Raw genomic sequence first — 16076 nt, 5'->3', positions numbered from 1 at the left:
GAACATGAACCAGCAAGCAGAACCGTTCCTGACCGCGCTCGATGCGCAGACCGACGGCGCGCAGGTCCACGTGTCGCGCGTGCACGAATCCGCGCACCTGCACGTGAGCGGCCGCGCCACTTACACCGACGACATCCCGCTCGTCGCCGGCACGCTGCACGCGGCGCTCGGCCTGTCCGCGAAGCCGCACGCGAAGATCGTGTCGATGAACTTCGACGCGGTGCGCGCGACGCCCGGCGTCGTCGCCGTGTTCACGGCCGCCGACATTCCGGGCGTCAACGACTGCGGGCCGATCGTCCACGACGACCCGGTGCTCGCCGACGGCGTCGTGCAGTTCGTCGGCCAGCCGATGTTCATCGTCGTCGCCACGTCGCACGACATCGCGCGGCTCGCCGCGCGCCGCGCGCAGGTCGACTACGAAGAGCTGCCCGCGATCCTCACCGCGCAGGACGCGCGCAACGCCGAGTCGTACGTCATCCCGCCGCTGAAGCTCGCGCGCGGCGACGCGCCCGCGCGGCTCGCGGCGGCCGCGCATCGCGAGTCCGGCGAGATGTATCTCGGCGGGCAGGAGCAGTTCTATCTGGAAGGGCAGATCGCCTACGCGGTGCCGAAGGACGACGACGGCATGCACGTGTACTGCTCGACGCAGCATCCGAGCGAGATGCAGCACCTGGTCGCGCACGTGCTCGGCGTCGCGTCGCACGACGTGCTGGTCGAATGCCGCCGGATGGGCGGCGGGTTCGGCGGCAAGGAATCGCAGTCGGGCCTGTTCGCGTGCTGCGCCGCGCTCGCCGCATGGAAGCTGCTGTGCCCGGTGAAGCTGCGTCCCGATCGCGACGACGACATGATGATCACCGGCAAGCGGCACGACTTTCATTACCGCTTCGACGTCGGCTACGACGACGACGGCCGCATCGACGGCGTCGCGCTCGACATGACGTCGCGCTGCGGCTTCTCGGCCGACCTGTCGGGCCCGGTGATGACGCGCGCGGTGTGCCACTTCGACAACGCGTACTGGCTCGGCGACGTGGCCATCGCCGGCTACTGCGGCAAGACCAACACGCAGTCGAACACCGCGTTCCGCGGCTTCGGCGGCCCGCAGGGCGCGTTCGCGATCGAGTACATCCTCGACGACATCGCGCGCGCGCTCGGCCGCGATCCGCTCGACGTGCGCTACGCGAACCTGTACGGCAAGACCGAGCGCAACGTGACGCCGTACGGGCAGACCGTCGAGGACAACGTGCTGCACGAACTGCTCGGCGAGCTCGAGACGACGAGCGGCTATCGCGCGCGCCGCGCGGCCGTCAGGGAATTCAACGCGCGCAACGCGGTGCTGAAGAAGGGCATCGCGCTCACGCCGGTGAAGTTCGGCATCGCGTTCAACGTCACGCATTTCAACCAGGCCGGCGCGCTGGTGCACATCTACACCGACGGCTCGGTGCTCGTGAACCACGGCGGCACGGAGATGGGGCAGGGGCTCAACACGAAGGTCGCGCAGGTGGTCGCGCACGAGCTCGGCATCCGCTTCGACCGGATTCGCGTGACCGCGACCGACACGAGCAAGGTGGCGAACACGTCGGCTACCGCCGCGTCGACGGGCTCCGACCTGAACGGCAAGGCCGCGCAGGATGCCGCGCGCCAGCTGCGCGAGCGGCTCGCGGCGTTCGCGGCGAAGCGGTTCGGCGACGGCAGCGTCGCGGCGGCCGACGTGAAGTTCGGCAACGACGTGGTGTGGGTCGGCGCGACCAGCGTGCCGTTCGCCGACGTGGTCGCGAGCGCGTATCTGGCGCGCGTGCAGCTGTGGTCCGACGGCTTCTACGCGACGCCGAAGCTGTACTGGGATCAGTCGAAGCTGCAGGGCCGGCCGTTCTACTACTACTCGTACGGCGCGGCCGTGTCGGAGGTCGTGATCGACACGCTGACGGGCGAAATGCGCACGCTGCGCGTGGACGCGCTGCACGACGTCGGCGCGTCGCTCAATCCCGCGCTCGACATCGGCCAGGTCGAAGGCGCGTTCATCCAGGGGATGGGCTGGCTCACGACCGAGGAGCTGTGGTGGAACGCGGGCGGCAAGCTGATGACGCACGCGCCGTCCACGTACAAGATCCCGACCGTCAACGACACGCCGCCCGAGTTCAACGTGCGGCTGTTCCGCAACCGCAACGTCGAGGACAGCATTCACCGCTCGAAGGCCGTCGGCGAGCCGCCGCTGCTGCTGCCGTTCTCGGTGTTCTTCGCGGTGCGCGACGCGATCGCCGCGGTCGGCGACTACCGCGTGAACCCGCCGCTCGACGCGCCGGCGACCGGCGAGGCGATCCTGCGCGCGGTGCACGCGGTGCGTGCGGCGAGCGCCGCGCGGGCAGGGTGAGATGATGCATCGCCTCTTCACGCTCGCTTCTTGCGCCGGCTTCCGCCCGGCGCTCGGCGTCGTCGGGACGGCCCGGCGGAGGCCGGCATGAACGGCCGCGCTCGTTCGCCGCGCGGCGCGGCGCAGGTGCCGGCCGTCCAATGCGACGACGGCGCGTGCGGCAGCGCGCCGTCGCTGCCGCCGTTCGCGCGCGGCACCGGCCAGCGCAATCGCGCAACCGCGGCGCCGCCGCCGATGCACATCGTGCTGTTCGGCGCGGGGCACGTGGGGCATGCGCTCGTCACGCTGCTCGGCGCGCTGCCGTGCGTCGTGCAGTGGGTCGACACGCGCGACGAGCTGTTCCCCGACGAATGTCCGCCGAACGTGCAGCCGGAGCCGACCGACACGCCTGAAGCGGTGGTCGATGCGGCGCCCGCGGGCGCGTACTTCCTCGTGATGACGCACAACCACGCGCTCGACTTCTCGCTCGCCGCGCAGATCATGCGGCGGCGCGACTTCGCGTATTTCGGCATGATCGGCTCGCGTACCAAGCGCGTGAAGTTCGAGCGCCGGCTCGTCGCGCGCGGCGTCGATGCGGTGCGGCTCGCGGAGATGGTGTGTCCGATCGGCGTGGCCGGCATCGTCGACAAGGCGCCGGGCGCGATCGCGGTGGCCGTGTGCGCGGAGTTGTTGCAGGTGCGCTCGAAGGTACCCGCGCGCCGTTCGCCGAACCATCGTGAAAGCGCCGGTAGTGTGGAGTAAACGGCGGCGGCTCCGAACGGCCGAGCATGCGATGCCGTGCTGGCGTCGTGCGAAGACTTTGCCGCCTTGCACGATCGGCCAATCTGTTGGATTTATGCGGGCGCATCCGTTCGGATGGATCACCCGAGGCCGTCACTCCGGAAGCGTCATCGTTGCTTGACCGCGGCTTCGGCCGAAACCGTCCGTGTTGGAGCCGTTATTTCCAAGGCGGCCGTGACGGTCACGTGCTGAGGCATTCGACGAATGCCACCCTGAAAGGCGATCAGTGCTTGCAGCTTCCGCGAAGAGTGCTAGCATTGATATCAACTCGGATGTGGAGGTGAAGCATGGCAACTCTTCTGGTGAGAAATGTGGACGAGGAACTCGTCCAAAGCCTGCGCGAGCGGGCCGCAGCCAACGGGCGCAGTGCGGAGGCCGAGCATCGAGAGATCCTGGCAAAGGCGCTGCGCGCGCCGCAGCGCAAGACGTTCGCGCAGGTGTTGATGAGTATCCCGAACGTCGGAACCGATGCCGATTTTGCGCGCGTGGATGACGGCGAGGCAGCGAATGTTTTTGGTTGATACCAACGTCATCAGCGAAGTACGGAAGCGGGAGCGAGCAGATAAAGGTGTGATGGCGTTTTTCCGCAAGGCCGCGCAGGACGATGCCGATCTGTACCTTTCCGTGGTGACGGTTGGCGAACTGCGGCGCGGTGTGGAAATCATCCGTCACCGTGGCGACAAGTCCCAGGCGACGCGCCTTGAAAACTGGCTCGATGGCGTACTTCGGGAGTTTGCGTCGAACATTCTGGGGGTGGACGAAGAGATCGGGCAGTTGTGGGGACGCCTGCGCGTCCCGCATCCCGAGCACTCGCTCGACAAGTTGATCGCGGCAACGGCGTTGATCCACGACCTGATCGTCGTGACGCGGAACGTCGATGATTTCGCCGGAACGGGCGCACGCGTTCTGAACCCATTCGAAAGCTGATACCCAACGCCGGAGAAAGCGGAGCGCTGAGCGGTTGTTGCTTGCGGTAACGACGCCAGCCGCGCACGCATTCGTCTACACTCCGCAGATCGTGCGGCACCGGGCCGCGCGTTTTTCCCTGCACACCGCATGTCCGATCCGCAGATCTATCTCGATGCACTCGCCGCGAGCGTCGTCGCCATCGAGCGCTGGCTGTCCGGCGCCGATTCCGAGCCCGCGGCCGTCGATGCGCTGCTCGCCGATTTCGCCGCCGATTTCACGATGATCATGACCGACGGCCGCGTGTTCGACCACGCGGGCACGCACGCGCTGTTCGCGAAGCTGGGCGGCGCGAAGCCGGGGCTGCGCATCGCGCTGTCGGACGTTCGCGTGCTCGCGGCCGACGCATCGCATGCGGTGCTCACCTATCTGGAATCGCAGCACGCGGCGTCGGGTGCGTTGCCCGCACGGCGCGCGACCGCTGTGTTCCGGCGCGACGCCACGGGCGCGGTGCGCTGGACGCATCTGCAGGAAACCTTCTGCACGGCCTGAACGCCGGCGCGGCCCCGAACTGGAACGCGAGTGAGCTGATTCAGCGCTTGCGCACGCGCGCCGCGGTCAGTTCGTCGGACACGCTTTGCATCAGCGCGCACAGCCACGCGATGTCGGTCGGGCGATCGGGCTGCGGATGCGTGAGCAGATAGCTCCTGATACGCGGAAACGGCATGGGTGGTTCGACCACGACGAGCGGCAGCAACTGCGCGTAGTGCGTCGCGAAGCGGCGCGTCGTCGTGAAGATCAGGTCCGCCTGCAGCAGCACCTGCGGCACGATGCCGAAGTACGGCAGCGTCGTCACGACGCGGCGCGTGAGCTGCGCACGCGCGAGACCGATCTCGATCGCATTGCGCTTGTCGCCGGTGTAGGGCGTCGGCGCGACGTGCGCGGCCGCGGCATACGCATCGCGCGTGAGCGGCTCATGTGCGAGCGGATGGGCCGCGCGCATCAGGCACACGATCGTGTCGGAGAAGAGGTCCTGGCGCGCGAAGCGCGGGTCGGGCTTCGGCCAGTTGCCGATCACGAGATCGAGCGCGCCCGTTTCGAGCGCGCCCGCATGATCGAGCGCGGGGTTCAGCGAGTCGATTTCCAGATGTGCATGCGGCGCCGCGTCGCGAAAGCGCGCGATCAGCGTCGGCATGAAGAAATCGTTCAGATAGTCGGGCGCGGCGACGCGGAACGTGCGGCGCGCCGACGACGGCTCGAAGTCGCCGTGCGGCGTCGCGATGAAGTCGACCTCGCGCAGCGCGCGCGACGCCGCGCCGAGCAGCGACGCGCCGTACTCGGTCGGCACCATGCCCGACTTGCCGCGCACGAGAATCGGATCGTTCAGCGTTTCGCGCAGCTTGCGCAGCGCGGTGCTGATCGCGGGCTGGGTCTGGTTCAGCCGCAGCGCGGCCTGCGTGACGCTGCGCTCGAGCAGCAGCGTACGCAATACGCGCACGAGCCAGATGTCGAGCGAGGCGGTGCGGTCGTCTTCCATCGATGCAGGGTTGTGCGGGCGAAGCGTAACCTTACCGCAGCCGCCCGCGCGCGGGCGTGATACCGGGCATCACGCGCGGCCCTTCGGCAGCGTGCTGATCCGCTTGACCTCGCCCGACTCGAGCCAGTTCGGCGTGCGTGCGCAGTACAGCACCATCGGCAGTGCATCCTCGCCCCAGAACAGCTGCTGGTTCATCCAGAAGGTCGGCACGCCGAACACGCCGAGCGCGATCGCGTCGTCGGTGTTGCGGCGCAGCTGCGCGCTCGTTTCCTCGAATTCGATCAACTCGTCGCCGTGCCCGACGCCGACGCGCTCGCACAGCGCGGCGAATCCCGCGGGCGTCGACGGATCGTTGCCGTCGTGCCAGATGAAACGGAACATCTCGAGCACGGTGCCGATGTCGGCGCGCATCGCGATCGCGAGGCGCAGCGCCTTGTCGGTGTCGAACGGATGCGCCGGCGGCATCTTGAAGCGGATGCCGAGCTGCTCGGCGCGAAACAGCGCGTGGCGGTACGTGAACACGCGCTTGGCCGGCACGTCGGCGCTCGGCCGCTGTCCCCAATGGCGCTGCAGGTCGGGCAGCGCCACGGCGACGGGCTCGAACGGCACGTCGGGCCACTTGTCGTGCTGTTCGAGCAGCAGGTAGGAGAACGGCGACACGAAGTCGTAGAACCAGGCGGGTTGGGCGGTGTCAAGGCCGGTTGTCATGACGATCTCCAGAGGGGTGGGGCGTGCGCGCCTGGCGGCGGCCTTCATGTTACGCGGTGGCGCGCGGATGCGGTAATGATCGCGGATCGGCCGCTCACGCGGAACCCGGAGTCGCCCGAGGGGTTTCGGCAGTCGGCGGCGCGGCGGCCGCGGGCGGCTGCGACGCGTCCGACATGCGCGCGGGCGCGTCGGGCTCGTGCGCACTCAGCCGTTCGCGCACGAAGCCGATGTGCTCGCGCAGCACGTAGAACTGCCCCGCGTACGCGAGCGGCATCTTCATCCGGTTCACGGCTTCCTCGATATCGTCGAGTTCCTCGAGCAGGTGCACGCGTTCGTCGGCCGTGTGCTCGCCGAGCGCGCGGCGCTCGAGCGCGATCAGCGCGCCGTACCAGCGATAGATCCGCGAGCGCACGCGCCAGCCGTACAGCGACGGCACGAGCCGCAGGCCGGGGATCAGCACGACGATCAGCGGCACCACGACCACCAGCAGCCGGTCGACGAGGCTCGCGACCCAGAACGGCAGCCGGCGGTACAGGAAGCTCTTGCCCGACTTGTAGTAGCGCGCCGCGTCGTCGGACAGCGGGAAGCCGCGCGTGATCGCGGACGGGAATTCGCCGGCGTGCTGCAGGATCGTCGCGTGGCCGTGCACTTCGCGCGCGGCCTCGATCAGCAGGTCCGACAGCGCCGGATGCAGCGTGTCGCGTGCGACCAGCTCGATCGTCGGCGCGACCGTGTGGATGTCGCTGGCCGGCAGGTTGCGGCCGAGATCGTAGACGCCCATCGGCAGCGTGATCGCGGTCAGGTACGGGAAGCGGCGCGCGTACGCTTCGGCCTGCGTGAACGAGTACACGTGTACGCCCGGCGCACGGAACAGCTTCGACATCACCGGGATCTGCGTCGAATCGCCGGACAGGAACGCGGCGTCGATCTTGCCGTCGAGCAGCGCGGTCGCGGCGTCCTCGCCGGCGATCGGCAGCAGCTCGGTCGGGCCGCCCGGCACGATGCCGTTCATCTTCAGCAGCGCGAGGCTCAGCTCGCGTGCACCGCTGCCCTGCGGGCCGAGCGCGAGCCGCTTGCCCTTGAAATCGGACAGGCGCGCGACCACCGCGCCGCGGTACATGATCGCGAGCGGCACGTAGCCGATGCTGCCGAGCGATACCAGTTGCTCGTCGCGTTCCTTCGAACCGATGCCGCTCTGCACGAAGCCGACGTCGACCGGTGCGTTCGGGTCGGACAGCCGCGCGAGGTTCTGCGCGGAGCCCTCGGACGCTTCGACGTCGAGCGTGATGCCGTTCTTCGCGAGGATCGCCTTGTATTTCTGCGCGGCGTTCCAGTACGTGCTGCCGGGCGGCCCGGCCGAAATCACGAGCGTGGACGGCGGCGCGGGCTGGATCAGCTTGACCGCGAGCCACACGGCCGCCGCCGCGAGCAGCACGGTGGGGCCGATCGACAGCGCGAGGTCGCGCCACGACACCGCGACGAAGCGGGCGAGGATGCGGCGGGGTGGACGCGGGCTGGCAGGCTTCATGGAAATCGACAGATGACACGGCCGTGACGCATCGATGACGGCTGGCGCCAACGATGCGGGTTCAGCCGGCGATGGTACCCGGTTTCGCGTCGTTGGCGCGAGTGGGGGTTGTGCGCCGGTTGTGCGCCGTGTGGGGGCCGGAGATTTTGCCCGCCGGCGCCGCTGGACCGGCTTCGCGCGCTCGCGCGTCAAAGTCTTTGCGCTTCCGCGGGCGCTGGATTACATTGTGCGTCGCAGCCGCGACCGATTCGCGCGCGACCCGGCACCCAACGAGACCGGGCGCGTCCGGCCGGCGGCTGTCCGGCCCGGCCGGCCCGCATTTGCGTGCGCCGGCCGCCGGCCCGTGTCGCCTCTCTCGCATCGCCGTGGAAATCATCGGCCGTCCCGCCCCTTCGCGCGCGGGCCGGCTGCCTTTGGGGGTATCCGGCCGTACTGTGCACGGCCGTTCCGAAGTCACAAGGAGATAGCATGAAGTCGATCGTGTTGAGAGCGTTGGGTGTTGCGGCCGTGGCGGCCTGTCTGACGGGCAGCGTGTACGCGCAGTCGAGCGATGCGGCGGCCACCGAGGCGCCGGCTGCGGCGGCGAGCTCGCCTAAGGCCGCGGCCAAGACCGCGAAGAAGGCGAACCGCAAGCTCGGCTACGCGGTGCGCAAGGCCATTACGAAGGCAGGCGGCGTCGACGTGGCGAACCTGGTCGTCCGCTCGAAGGGCGGCGCGATCACGCTGGAGGGCACCGTGCCCGACCAGGCACAGATCGACAAGGCGGAAGAGGCAGCGAAAAGCGTACACGGCGTGACGTCGGTCACGAACAAGCTGACGGTCCAGCAGCAATAATGCGGGGCGGCGGCGCGCGAGCGCGCCGCAAGCGCCTGCTTTCCGGCGGGCCCCGGCGTGCCGGGGCCCGTTTGCGCTTCAGGGCCGTGCGCCGCGCACGACGCGGCGGCCGGCCGATAACGATATCGATATCGACACTGAGAGGGCGGCAATGGACACGCACGGGTGGGGTAGTCGAATTCTTGTCGGCGCGGCGCTCGCCGCACTCACGATGCTGGGCGCCTGCAACGGCGACGAGACGGCCGAGCGCAACCAGCTGCCCGTGTTCGTGTCGGGCTCGGTGCGCACGACCGCGTACGACGGCGCGAGCGACGACCTGCTGACGGCCGGCCTCGGCAAGACGGGCCTCGCGTCCGCCGCCGCGCCCGCGTTCGCGGACCCGTCGCGGCCGACCGCCGCCGAGCTGCGCCGCGTCGCGATCTGGTCGAATTACCGCGCGCTCGTCGACATGAGCGCGAACGGCGGATACGGCCGCTTCTGGGGGCCGAACGTCGACCTCGACGGCAACGACACGCTCGGCGAAGGCAAGATCGCCGGCACCGAATATCTCGCGTATGCCGACGACGGCAGCGGCCGCAAGAACGTGACGCTGCTCGTGCAGGTGCCGGCGAGCTTCGATCCCGCGCAGCCGTGCATCGTCACCGCGACGTCGTCGGGCTCGCGCGGCGTGTACGGCGCCATTTCCGCGGCCGGCGAATGGGGCCTCAAGCGCGGCTGCGCGGTCGCATACAACGACAAGGGCGGCGGCAACGGCGCGCAGGAGCTCGGCTCCAACACCGTCACGCTGATCGACGGCACGCTCGCCAACGCGGTGCTGGCCGGCAGCGCGAGCCTGTTTACCGCCAACCTGACGAGCGGCGACCTCGCCGCGTTCAACAGCCGCTTCCCGAACCGCTACGCGTTCAAGCACGCGCATTCGCAGCAGAACCCCGAGCACGACTGGGGCCGCGCGACGCTGCAGTCGGTCGAATTCGCATACTGGGCGCTCAACCAACAGTTCGCGCCGCTCGTCGACGGCTCGCATCGCGGCGTGCGCTACCGCGCGGGCGACATCACGACGATCGCCGCGTCGGTGAGCAACGGCGGCGGCGCGGCGCTCGCGGCGGCCGAACAGGACACGCGCCGCTGGATCACCGCGGTGGTGGTCGGCGAGCCGCAGATCAACGTGCGGATGGCGCCGAACGCCGTCGTGCGCGAAAGCGGCCGGCCGGTGCCGTCGTTCGGCCGGCCGCTGGCCGACTACGCGACGCTCGCGAACCTGCTGGAGCCGTGCGCGGCCGCGTCGGCGTCGCTCGCGGGCGAGCCCTATCTGAGCGCGCTGCCGCTCGCGACCACGCAGTCGATCCGCACGCAGCGCTGCGCGACGCTCGCCGCAGCCGGGCTCGTATCGGGCGCCGATACGCAGAGCCAGGCCGCCGACGCGCTCGCGCAACTGCATGCGGCCGGCTACCTCGCCGATTCGGACCTGCTGCAGGCGTCGATGTGGGATTCGCAGGCGATTCCGGCGATCGCGGTCACCTATGCGAACGCGTACACGCGCTCGAGCGCCGCCGACAACCTGTGCAACTTCAGCTTCGCGACGACCAATGCGGCGACCGGCGCGGTGGCGGCGCCTGCCGCGTCGCCGATGCCGGCCGTGTTCGGCCTCGGCAACGGCGTGCCGCCGACGGCCGGCATCAACCTCGTGTTCAACACCGGCGCGGGCGTCGACCACCGGCTCGCGACGCCCGACGCGAGCTTCGCGGGCGCGCTATGCCTGCGTCAGCTGTGGACCAACGGGATGCTCGACATGCCGGCGAACGTCGAGGCCGTGCGCGTGAACGCGAACCTGCAGGGCAAGCCCGCGATCATCGTGCAGGGCCGCAGCGACGCGCTCGTGCCGGTGAACCACGCGTCGCGCGCGTACGTCGCGCAGAACAGCATCAGCGAAGGCGGGCGCAGCCAACTGGTGTTCTACGAGGTGACCAACGGGCAGCACTTCGATGCGTTCCTGCCGGTCGCGGGCTTCGACACGCGCTTCGTGCCGGTCCACTACTACAACGTGCAGGCGCTGAACCTGATGTGGCGGCATCTGAAGAGCGGCGCGCCGCTGCCGCCGTCGCAGGTGATCCGCACGGTGCCGCGCGGCGGCACGCCGGGCGCCGCGCCGGCGCTGACCAGCGCGAACCTGCCGCCGATCTCGACGGCGCCGGGTGCGAACGCGATCGCGGCCGGCGCCGGCGCGATCGACGTGCCGCTCTGACGGCGCGCCGCGCCGCATTCCCCGCAGCCGGATGGTCGTCCGGCTTTTTCTTTTTTGGCGCTGGAAATCGCTTCGGCGTTCACTCCTCATCGACCGGTCCGCGCTGTAACAAATTATTACTTTACGGCCCAAAACCCCGCTTCTATTATTCGCCGAGATTTTCACTTAATTTAATAAATTACCTTATCGGCGATATTTCTTTCCAAATAGTTATTCGATCCTTTCGGTTTTATTAAATCGGCTCGCATCTCGATTGACCGCTTGTTGCGGTTAATCGGCGTGTCGCCGAAGGGGATTGCTCGTCCATTCCGGGCGACGCGTGCATGGCCGTGCGGGTCAGGCCGGGCAAGTATTTGCCGTTGCATTTCGGCGCGACGCATTGGCGCAGCATGCGCGCGCGGCCGTCGATTATTGAATCGTCGTTCCCGATGGAATTGATTCCATCGTGCATTCGAAATACGAGTGGGGTAAATCGTGCCGGCCGGCAATGGCCGGGGCGGTAAAAAACTCGGAGTGCGTCGCAAAACGAATGCGCTCCCGGTGCGGAGCGTCGGCGCAAATGATCCTTTGCGCCGACGGTATTTATCGTTCTATTCGAGAGGCAATAATGACGACACGGAAGTCCTTGAAAGACGGTTTCGCGCTATTTGGAACGACACTGAGCGTGCCGCTCGCGGCGGCGGCGGCCGCGGCGCTGCTCGTCACCGGCTGCGGCGGCGACGACGGCTCCGGCCCGAGCGCCGCCACCGCGGCGGCCGCGACGGCGGCCAACGGCAGCACGTCCGCCACGACGAATGCCACGGCCGCCGTGCCCGCGGACCAGCCGTACGTCGACGACGACGTCTACGGCACCGGCCCGGACGATGCGGTCACCGACTCGGCCGAAGGCGCGGCGGTCGTGCATCGCCAGGTCGCGATCGGCGGCAAGACGATCCAGTACACGGCCACGACCGGCCACCTGACGACGATCGATCCGGTCACGTCCGCACCGAACGCGAAGATGTTCTACGTCGCCTACACGCAGGACAATCCCGACCCGTCGAAGCCGCGCCCGGTCACGTTCTTTTACAACGGCGGGCCGGGCTCGTCGTCGGTCTACCTGCTGCTCGGCTCGTTCGGGCCGAAGCGCCTGCAATCGTCGTTTCCGAACTTCACGCCGCCCGCGCCGTACAAGCTGCTCGACAACCCCGACAGCCTGCTCGATCGCACCGATCTGGTGTTCATCAACCCGGTCGGCACCGGCTACTCGACGGCGATCGCGCCGGCGAAGAACAAGGACTTCTGGGGCACCGACCAGGACGCGCGCTCGATCGACCGCTTCATCCAGCGCTACCTGACCAAGTATTCGCGCTGGAATTCGCCGAAGTTCCTGTTCGGCGAGTCGTACGGCACGGCGCGCAGCGCGGTCGTGTCGTGGGTGCTGCACGAGGACGGCATCGACCTGAACGGGATCACGCTGCAGTCGTCGATCCTCGACTATGCGAATGCGCTGTCCGCGCCCGGCACGTTCCCGACGCTCGCGGCCGACGCGTTCTACTGGAAGAAGACGACGCTCAGTCCGGCGCCGACCGATCTCGACGCGTACATGGCGCAGGCCCGCCACTACGCCGACAACACGCTCGCGCCGCTCGCGCAGAAGCCGAACCCGCAGGACGGCGGCTTCGTGAACGTGCGGCTGAACCTGAACCAGCGGACCGCGCAGCAGATGGGCGCGTACCTCGGCACCGACGCGACGACGCTGATCCAGACCTTCGGCAACCCGGCCGCGCTCGGCAACGTGCCGTCGTCGGACGACAACCCGCCGTACACGTTCTTCCTGACGCTCGTGCCCGGCACCCAGATCGGCCAGTACGACGGCCGCGCGAACTTCACGGGCAAGGGCATCGCGCCGTACATCCTGCCGAACTCGGGCAGCAACGATCCGTCGATCACGAACGTCGGCGGCGCGTACACGGTGCTGTGGAACAGCTACATCGACACCGATCTCAAGTACACGTCGACGTCGTCGTTCGTGGATCTGAACGACCAGGTGTTCAACAACTGGGACTTCAGCCACACCGACCCGACCGGCGCGAACAAGGGCGGCGGCAATACGCTGTACACGGCCGGCGACCTGGCGGCGACGATGAGCGTCAACCCGGACCTGAAGGTGCTGTCGGCGAACGGCTATTTCGACGCGGTCACGCCGTTCCACCAGACCGAGCTGACGCTGGCGCAGATGCCGCTCGATCCGACGCTCAAGGCGCAGAACCTGACGATCAAGAACTACCCGTCGGGGCACATGATCTATCTGAACGATGCGTCGCGAACCGCGCTGAAGGGCGATCTCGGCAGCTTCTACGACGGGATCCTCGCGAACCGCGGCGCGCTGCAGCGCGTGCTGAAGCTGCAGGCGCGCACGCTGCAGATGAAGCAGCAGCAACTGCAGCAGCAGGGGCAGTAAGCGTCGCGCCGCGGCTCGCGCGGCCCGGCCTCGGGCCGGGCGCTGCGGGCTCGCGGTGCGCTTCCGGATGGATGACAGCCCGATCGGCGCGAGCCGGTCGGGCTGTTTTTTCGGACGAATCGCCGGCGCGCGACGCGCGGGCGGGGCGGCGGGGAACCGCGCGGCCGTGCTTACGCGAGCACGAGCCGCACGCCGACCGCGATCAGCGTCGCGGCGAGCAGGTTGCGCAGCAGCCGCTCGGGCGCGCGCGCCGACAGCAGGCTGCCGATCACGATGCCCGGCAGCGAGCCGAGCAGCAGCGACAGCAGCATCGACCAGTCGACCGAGCCGAGCAGCCAGTGGCCCATGCCGGCGACGAGCGTGAGCGGCACCGCGTGCGCGATGTCGGAACCGACGATGCGGCTGGTCGCGAGCGCCGGATACAGCAACAGCAGCACGGTGACGCCGATCGCACCGGCGCCGACCGACGTCATCGACACCAGCACGCCGAGCACGGCGCCGGTCAGCACGGTCGACCACAGCGTGCGCGCGGGGCTCGGCGCGAGCGGATTGCGCGCGGCGAGCGCGGTGAGCTGCGGGCGGAAGATCAGCGCGAGCGACGTGAGCAGCAGCGCGACGCCGAGCACCAGCTGGATCGTGCGTGCGGTGCTGGGCGAATTCATCCCGTGCGTGTGGAGCACCCACAGCGTGACGGCGGCGGCCGGCACGCTGCCGGCCGCGAGCCGGCCGGTGATGCGCCAGTCGACCGATCCTTTCAGCCCGTGCACGAGCGTGCCGGTGGCCTTGGTCGCGGCCGCGTACAGCAGGTCGGTGCCGACCGCCGTCGCGGGGTGGACGCCGAACAGCAGCACCAGGATCGGCGTCATCAGCGAACCGCCGCCGACGCCCGTCAGACCGACGAGGATGCCGACGAACAGGCCGGACAGGGAGTACAGCGGATCGATATGGGGAAGCGACATCGGAAGCAGGCGGTTATGCGGCGTTCGGCGGCGGCGCGCAGGTCAAAGTCCGCCATTGTCGCAAATGTGGCGAGCCGGTGTACGACTACGTTAAAAATCGATGCGCAAAGTCGGCCGGGAGGCCGATGTCGGAACGTGAAACGGCCATTTGAACGGATCTCGTGGCCGGGGGCGCCGCGGCCCGGCTGCGGGGGCCCCGCGGTGCATGCGCATGCCTTTGGGACCGTGGCGGAACACGGCGCCGCAACGAAGGCCGGCGCGGCCGGCCGCCGCGCCTCAGGGCAGTCAGTGGACCGCGGGACCGACGCCCGGCATCGCATCCTGCCGGCGAATGCGCAGCGCGAGGCCGAGCAGCCCGGCGGCGGCCGCGAACGCCGCGCCGACCGCGAACGCGGCATGGTAGCCGCCGTTCAGCGCGTCGAGCGATGCGGCTCGTGCGGCCGCGAGCGTCTCGGTGCGGGCCGCGGCGAGGCTCGCGAGCACCGCGAGGCCGAGTGCGCCGCCCATCATGAAGGCGGTGTTGACGATGCCCGATGCGAGCCCGGAATCGGCCGGCTCGACGTCGCTCATCGCGGCGAGCAGCACCGGGTTGAATGCGACGCCCGCGCCGATGCCGAGCAGCGTCATGCCGGGCAGCACGTGCCATACGAAGCCGCCGTCCCCGGGCGCGCGCGAGAACAGCGCCAGCCCGCAAGCGGCGATCAGCAGGCCGGCCGCGATCGGGCCGCGGATCCCGCAGCGCATCACGATGCGCGCCGACAGCCCGAGCGAGAACGCGGCCATGATCAGATTGGCCGGCAGGAACGCGAGGCCGACCTGCAGCGGCCCGTAGCCGAGCACGCGCTGCATGTACAGCGCGGACAGGAAGAACCAGGCGAACATCGCCGCCGCCCACAGCACGCCGATCACGTTGGCGAGCGCGACGTTGCGCGCGGCGAACAGCGTCAGCGGCATCAGCGGATGCGCGACGCGCGCCTCGATCGCGATGAACGCCGCGAGCAGCGCGAGCGCCGCGCCGATCAGCCCGACGGTCTGCGGCGACAGCCAGCCGGCCTCGTTGCCGCCGACGATCCCGTAGACGGCCAGCATCAGCGACGCCGTCACGGTGAGCGCGCCCGCGACGTCGAGCCGCGCGGCGTCGGCCGGCACGCGCACGCGCGGCAGCAGCGCGACGCACATCGCATAGACGGCGATGCCGATCGGCAGGTTGACGAGGAAGATCCAGTGCCACGACAGCGTGCTGGTCAGCAGCCCGCCGAGCAGCACGCCGAGACTGCCGCCGCCCGCGCAGACGAAGCCGTAGACGCCCATCGCGCGCGCCCGTTCGCCGGGCTCGGTGAACAGGTTCATGATCAGCGACAGCGACACGGCCGACACCACCGCGCCGCCGAAGCCCTGCACCGCGCGCGCGGCGATCAGCAGCGTCTGCGAGGGCGCGACGCCGCATGCGAGCGACGCGAGCGTGAACACCACGAGGCCCGCGAGGAACATGCGGCGCTGGCCGTACAGGTCGCCGAGCCGGCCGCCGAGCAGCAGGAAGCCGCCGAACGTCAAGAGGTACGCGTTGACGACCCAGACGAGCGCCGTCCCGGTGAAATGGAGGTCGGCGCCGATCGACGGCAGCGCGACGTTCACGATCGTGCTGTCGAGCACGATCATCAGCACGCCGAGGCACAGGACGATCAGCGCATACCAGCGCTGCTGGCCGTGGATTCCATGGGTCATCGTCTGCAGCCTCGCTCTGATAGTTATTTGAAAGGCTGAATTGTAG

General features: G+C 69.1%; 13 protein-coding genes. 8 read left to right on the top strand and 5 right to left on the bottom strand.

All coding sequences use genetic code 11. The features are described from left to right. The first annotated feature begins 4 nt into the window (after positions 1–4). The 5 genes from xdhB (at position 5) to C3Y15_RS15825 (ending at position 4606) form a co-directional block, all read left to right on the top strand. Positions 5–2368: a xanthine dehydrogenase molybdopterin binding subunit gene (gene xdhB / locus C3Y15_RS15845; RefSeq protein ID WP_011883458.1), complete on the top strand. Its 2364-nt coding sequence runs from the start codon at positions 5–7 to the stop codon at positions 2366–2368. Between the two features lie 87 nt (positions 2369–2455). Then, positions 2456–3109 carry a xanthine dehydrogenase accessory protein XdhC gene (gene xdhC, locus C3Y15_RS15840; protein WP_069246148.1) on the top strand — a complete coding sequence of 218 codons (654 nt, stop codon included), beginning with the start codon at positions 2456–2458 and terminating at the stop codon, positions 3107–3109. A gap of 326 nt (positions 3110–3435) precedes the next feature. Then, positions 3436–3669 (top strand): DNA-binding protein, encoded by a 234-nt coding sequence (locus C3Y15_RS15835; protein ID WP_011883461.1) that lies wholly within the window; start codon positions 3436–3438, stop codon positions 3667–3669. Further along, positions 3656–4075: a type II toxin-antitoxin system VapC family toxin gene (locus C3Y15_RS15830; RefSeq protein WP_059894711.1), complete on the top strand. Its 420-nt coding sequence runs from the start codon at positions 3656–3658 to the stop codon at positions 4073–4075. The genes C3Y15_RS15835 and C3Y15_RS15830 overlap by 14 nt, the downstream gene beginning before the upstream one ends. Before the next feature lie 129 nt (positions 4076–4204). Beyond that, complete coding sequence (locus C3Y15_RS15825; protein WP_046426267.1) at positions 4205–4606, top strand: polyketide cyclase; 402 nt, start codon at positions 4205–4207, stop codon at positions 4604–4606. Between the two features lie 40 nt (positions 4607–4646). Here the strand turns inward: C3Y15_RS15825 and C3Y15_RS15820 are convergent, their stop codons facing one another. From C3Y15_RS15820 to C3Y15_RS15810, 3 genes are all read right to left on the bottom strand, one after another. Continuing rightward, positions 4647–5591, bottom strand: a complete 945-nt coding sequence (locus C3Y15_RS15820) for a LysR family transcriptional regulator (RefSeq protein ID WP_069246149.1) — start codon at positions 5589–5591, stop codon at positions 4647–4649. Positions 5592–5660: 69 nt separating this feature from the next. Continuing rightward, entirely contained in the window at positions 5661–6299 is a 639-nt protein-coding gene (locus C3Y15_RS15815; protein ID WP_011883469.1) for a 2-hydroxychromene-2-carboxylate isomerase, read from the bottom strand. 94 nt (positions 6300–6393) lie between these two features. Next, positions 6394–7827, bottom strand: a complete 1434-nt coding sequence (locus C3Y15_RS15810) for a TAXI family TRAP transporter solute-binding subunit (RefSeq protein ID WP_011883471.1) — start codon at positions 7825–7827, stop codon at positions 6394–6396. A 468-nt stretch (positions 7828–8295) separates the two neighbouring features. Between C3Y15_RS15810 and C3Y15_RS15805 the strand changes: the two genes are divergently transcribed. The 3 genes from C3Y15_RS15805 (at position 8296) to C3Y15_RS15790 (ending at position 13346) form a co-directional block, all read left to right on the top strand. Continuing rightward, positions 8296–8661, top strand: coding sequence for a BON domain-containing protein (locus C3Y15_RS15805; RefSeq protein WP_059567237.1), 366 nt, complete (start codon positions 8296–8298; stop codon positions 8659–8661). Positions 8662–8812: 151 nt separating this feature from the next. Then, entirely contained in the window at positions 8813–10903 is a 2091-nt protein-coding gene (locus tag C3Y15_RS15800; RefSeq protein ID WP_059622092.1) for a 3-hydroxybutyrate oligomer hydrolase family protein, read from the top strand. A 607-nt stretch (positions 10904–11510) separates the two neighbouring features. Beyond that, positions 11511–13346 carry a peptidase S1 gene (locus C3Y15_RS15790; protein WP_069246150.1) on the top strand — a complete coding sequence of 612 codons (1836 nt, stop codon included), beginning with the start codon at positions 11511–11513 and terminating at the stop codon, positions 13344–13346. A 170-nt stretch (positions 13347–13516) separates the two neighbouring features. Here C3Y15_RS15790 and C3Y15_RS15785 read toward each other — a convergent pair whose 3' ends face one another. Continuing rightward, positions 13517–14305, bottom strand: coding sequence for a sulfite exporter TauE/SafE family protein (locus C3Y15_RS15785; RefSeq protein ID WP_011883481.1), 789 nt, complete (start codon positions 14303–14305; stop codon positions 13517–13519). 285 nt (positions 14306–14590) lie between these two features. Further along, on the bottom strand, positions 14591–16030 hold the full coding sequence (locus C3Y15_RS15780; RefSeq protein ID WP_060122187.1) for a DHA2 family efflux MFS transporter permease subunit: 1440 nt from the start codon (positions 16028–16030) through the stop codon (positions 14591–14593). Between the last annotated feature and the right edge of the window lie 46 nt (positions 16031–16076).

The organism is Burkholderia sp. B10 (assembly GCF_004368385.1).
Classification (GTDB): domain Bacteria; phylum Pseudomonadota; class Gammaproteobacteria; order Burkholderiales; family Burkholderiaceae; genus Burkholderia; species Burkholderia vietnamiensis.
The sequence above is the reverse complement of the archived record's forward strand: the minus strand, read 5'-3'. Positions and strand labels throughout refer to the sequence as shown.

What these genes read in the sequence shown, in the direction of transcription:
- xdhB (WP_011883458.1), top strand. Translation starts at nt 5, where the DNA reads ATGAACCAGCAAGCAGAACCGTTCCTGACCGCGCTCGATGCGCAGACC.
- xdhC (WP_069246148.1), top strand. Translation starts at nt 2,456, where the DNA reads ATGAACGGCCGCGCTCGTTCGCCGCGCGGCGCGGCGCAGGTGCCGGCC.
- C3Y15_RS15835 (WP_011883461.1), top strand. Translation starts at nt 3,436, where the DNA reads ATGGCAACTCTTCTGGTGAGAAATGTGGACGAGGAACTCGTCCAAAGC.
- C3Y15_RS15830 (WP_059894711.1), top strand. Translation starts at nt 3,656, where the DNA reads ATGTTTTTGGTTGATACCAACGTCATCAGCGAAGTACGGAAGCGGGAG.
- C3Y15_RS15825 (WP_046426267.1), top strand. Translation starts at nt 4,205, where the DNA reads ATGTCCGATCCGCAGATCTATCTCGATGCACTCGCCGCGAGCGTCGTC.
- C3Y15_RS15820 (WP_069246149.1), bottom strand. Translation starts at nt 5,591, where the DNA reads ATGGAAGACGACCGCACCGCCTCGCTCGACATCTGGCTCGTGCGCGTA.
- C3Y15_RS15815 (WP_011883469.1), bottom strand. Translation starts at nt 6,299, where the DNA reads ATGACAACCGGCCTTGACACCGCCCAACCCGCCTGGTTCTACGACTTC.
- C3Y15_RS15810 (WP_011883471.1), bottom strand. Translation starts at nt 7,827, where the DNA reads ATGAAGCCTGCCAGCCCGCGTCCACCCCGCCGCATCCTCGCCCGCTTC.
- C3Y15_RS15805 (WP_059567237.1), top strand. Translation starts at nt 8,296, where the DNA reads ATGAAGTCGATCGTGTTGAGAGCGTTGGGTGTTGCGGCCGTGGCGGCC.
- C3Y15_RS15800 (WP_059622092.1), top strand. Translation starts at nt 8,813, where the DNA reads ATGGACACGCACGGGTGGGGTAGTCGAATTCTTGTCGGCGCGGCGCTC.
- C3Y15_RS15790 (WP_069246150.1), top strand. Translation starts at nt 11,511, where the DNA reads ATGACGACACGGAAGTCCTTGAAAGACGGTTTCGCGCTATTTGGAACG.
- C3Y15_RS15785 (WP_011883481.1), bottom strand. Translation starts at nt 14,305, where the DNA reads ATGTCGCTTCCCCATATCGATCCGCTGTACTCCCTGTCCGGCCTGTTC.
- C3Y15_RS15780 (WP_060122187.1), bottom strand. Translation starts at nt 16,030, where the DNA reads ATGACCCATGGAATCCACGGCCAGCAGCGCTGGTATGCGCTGATCGTC.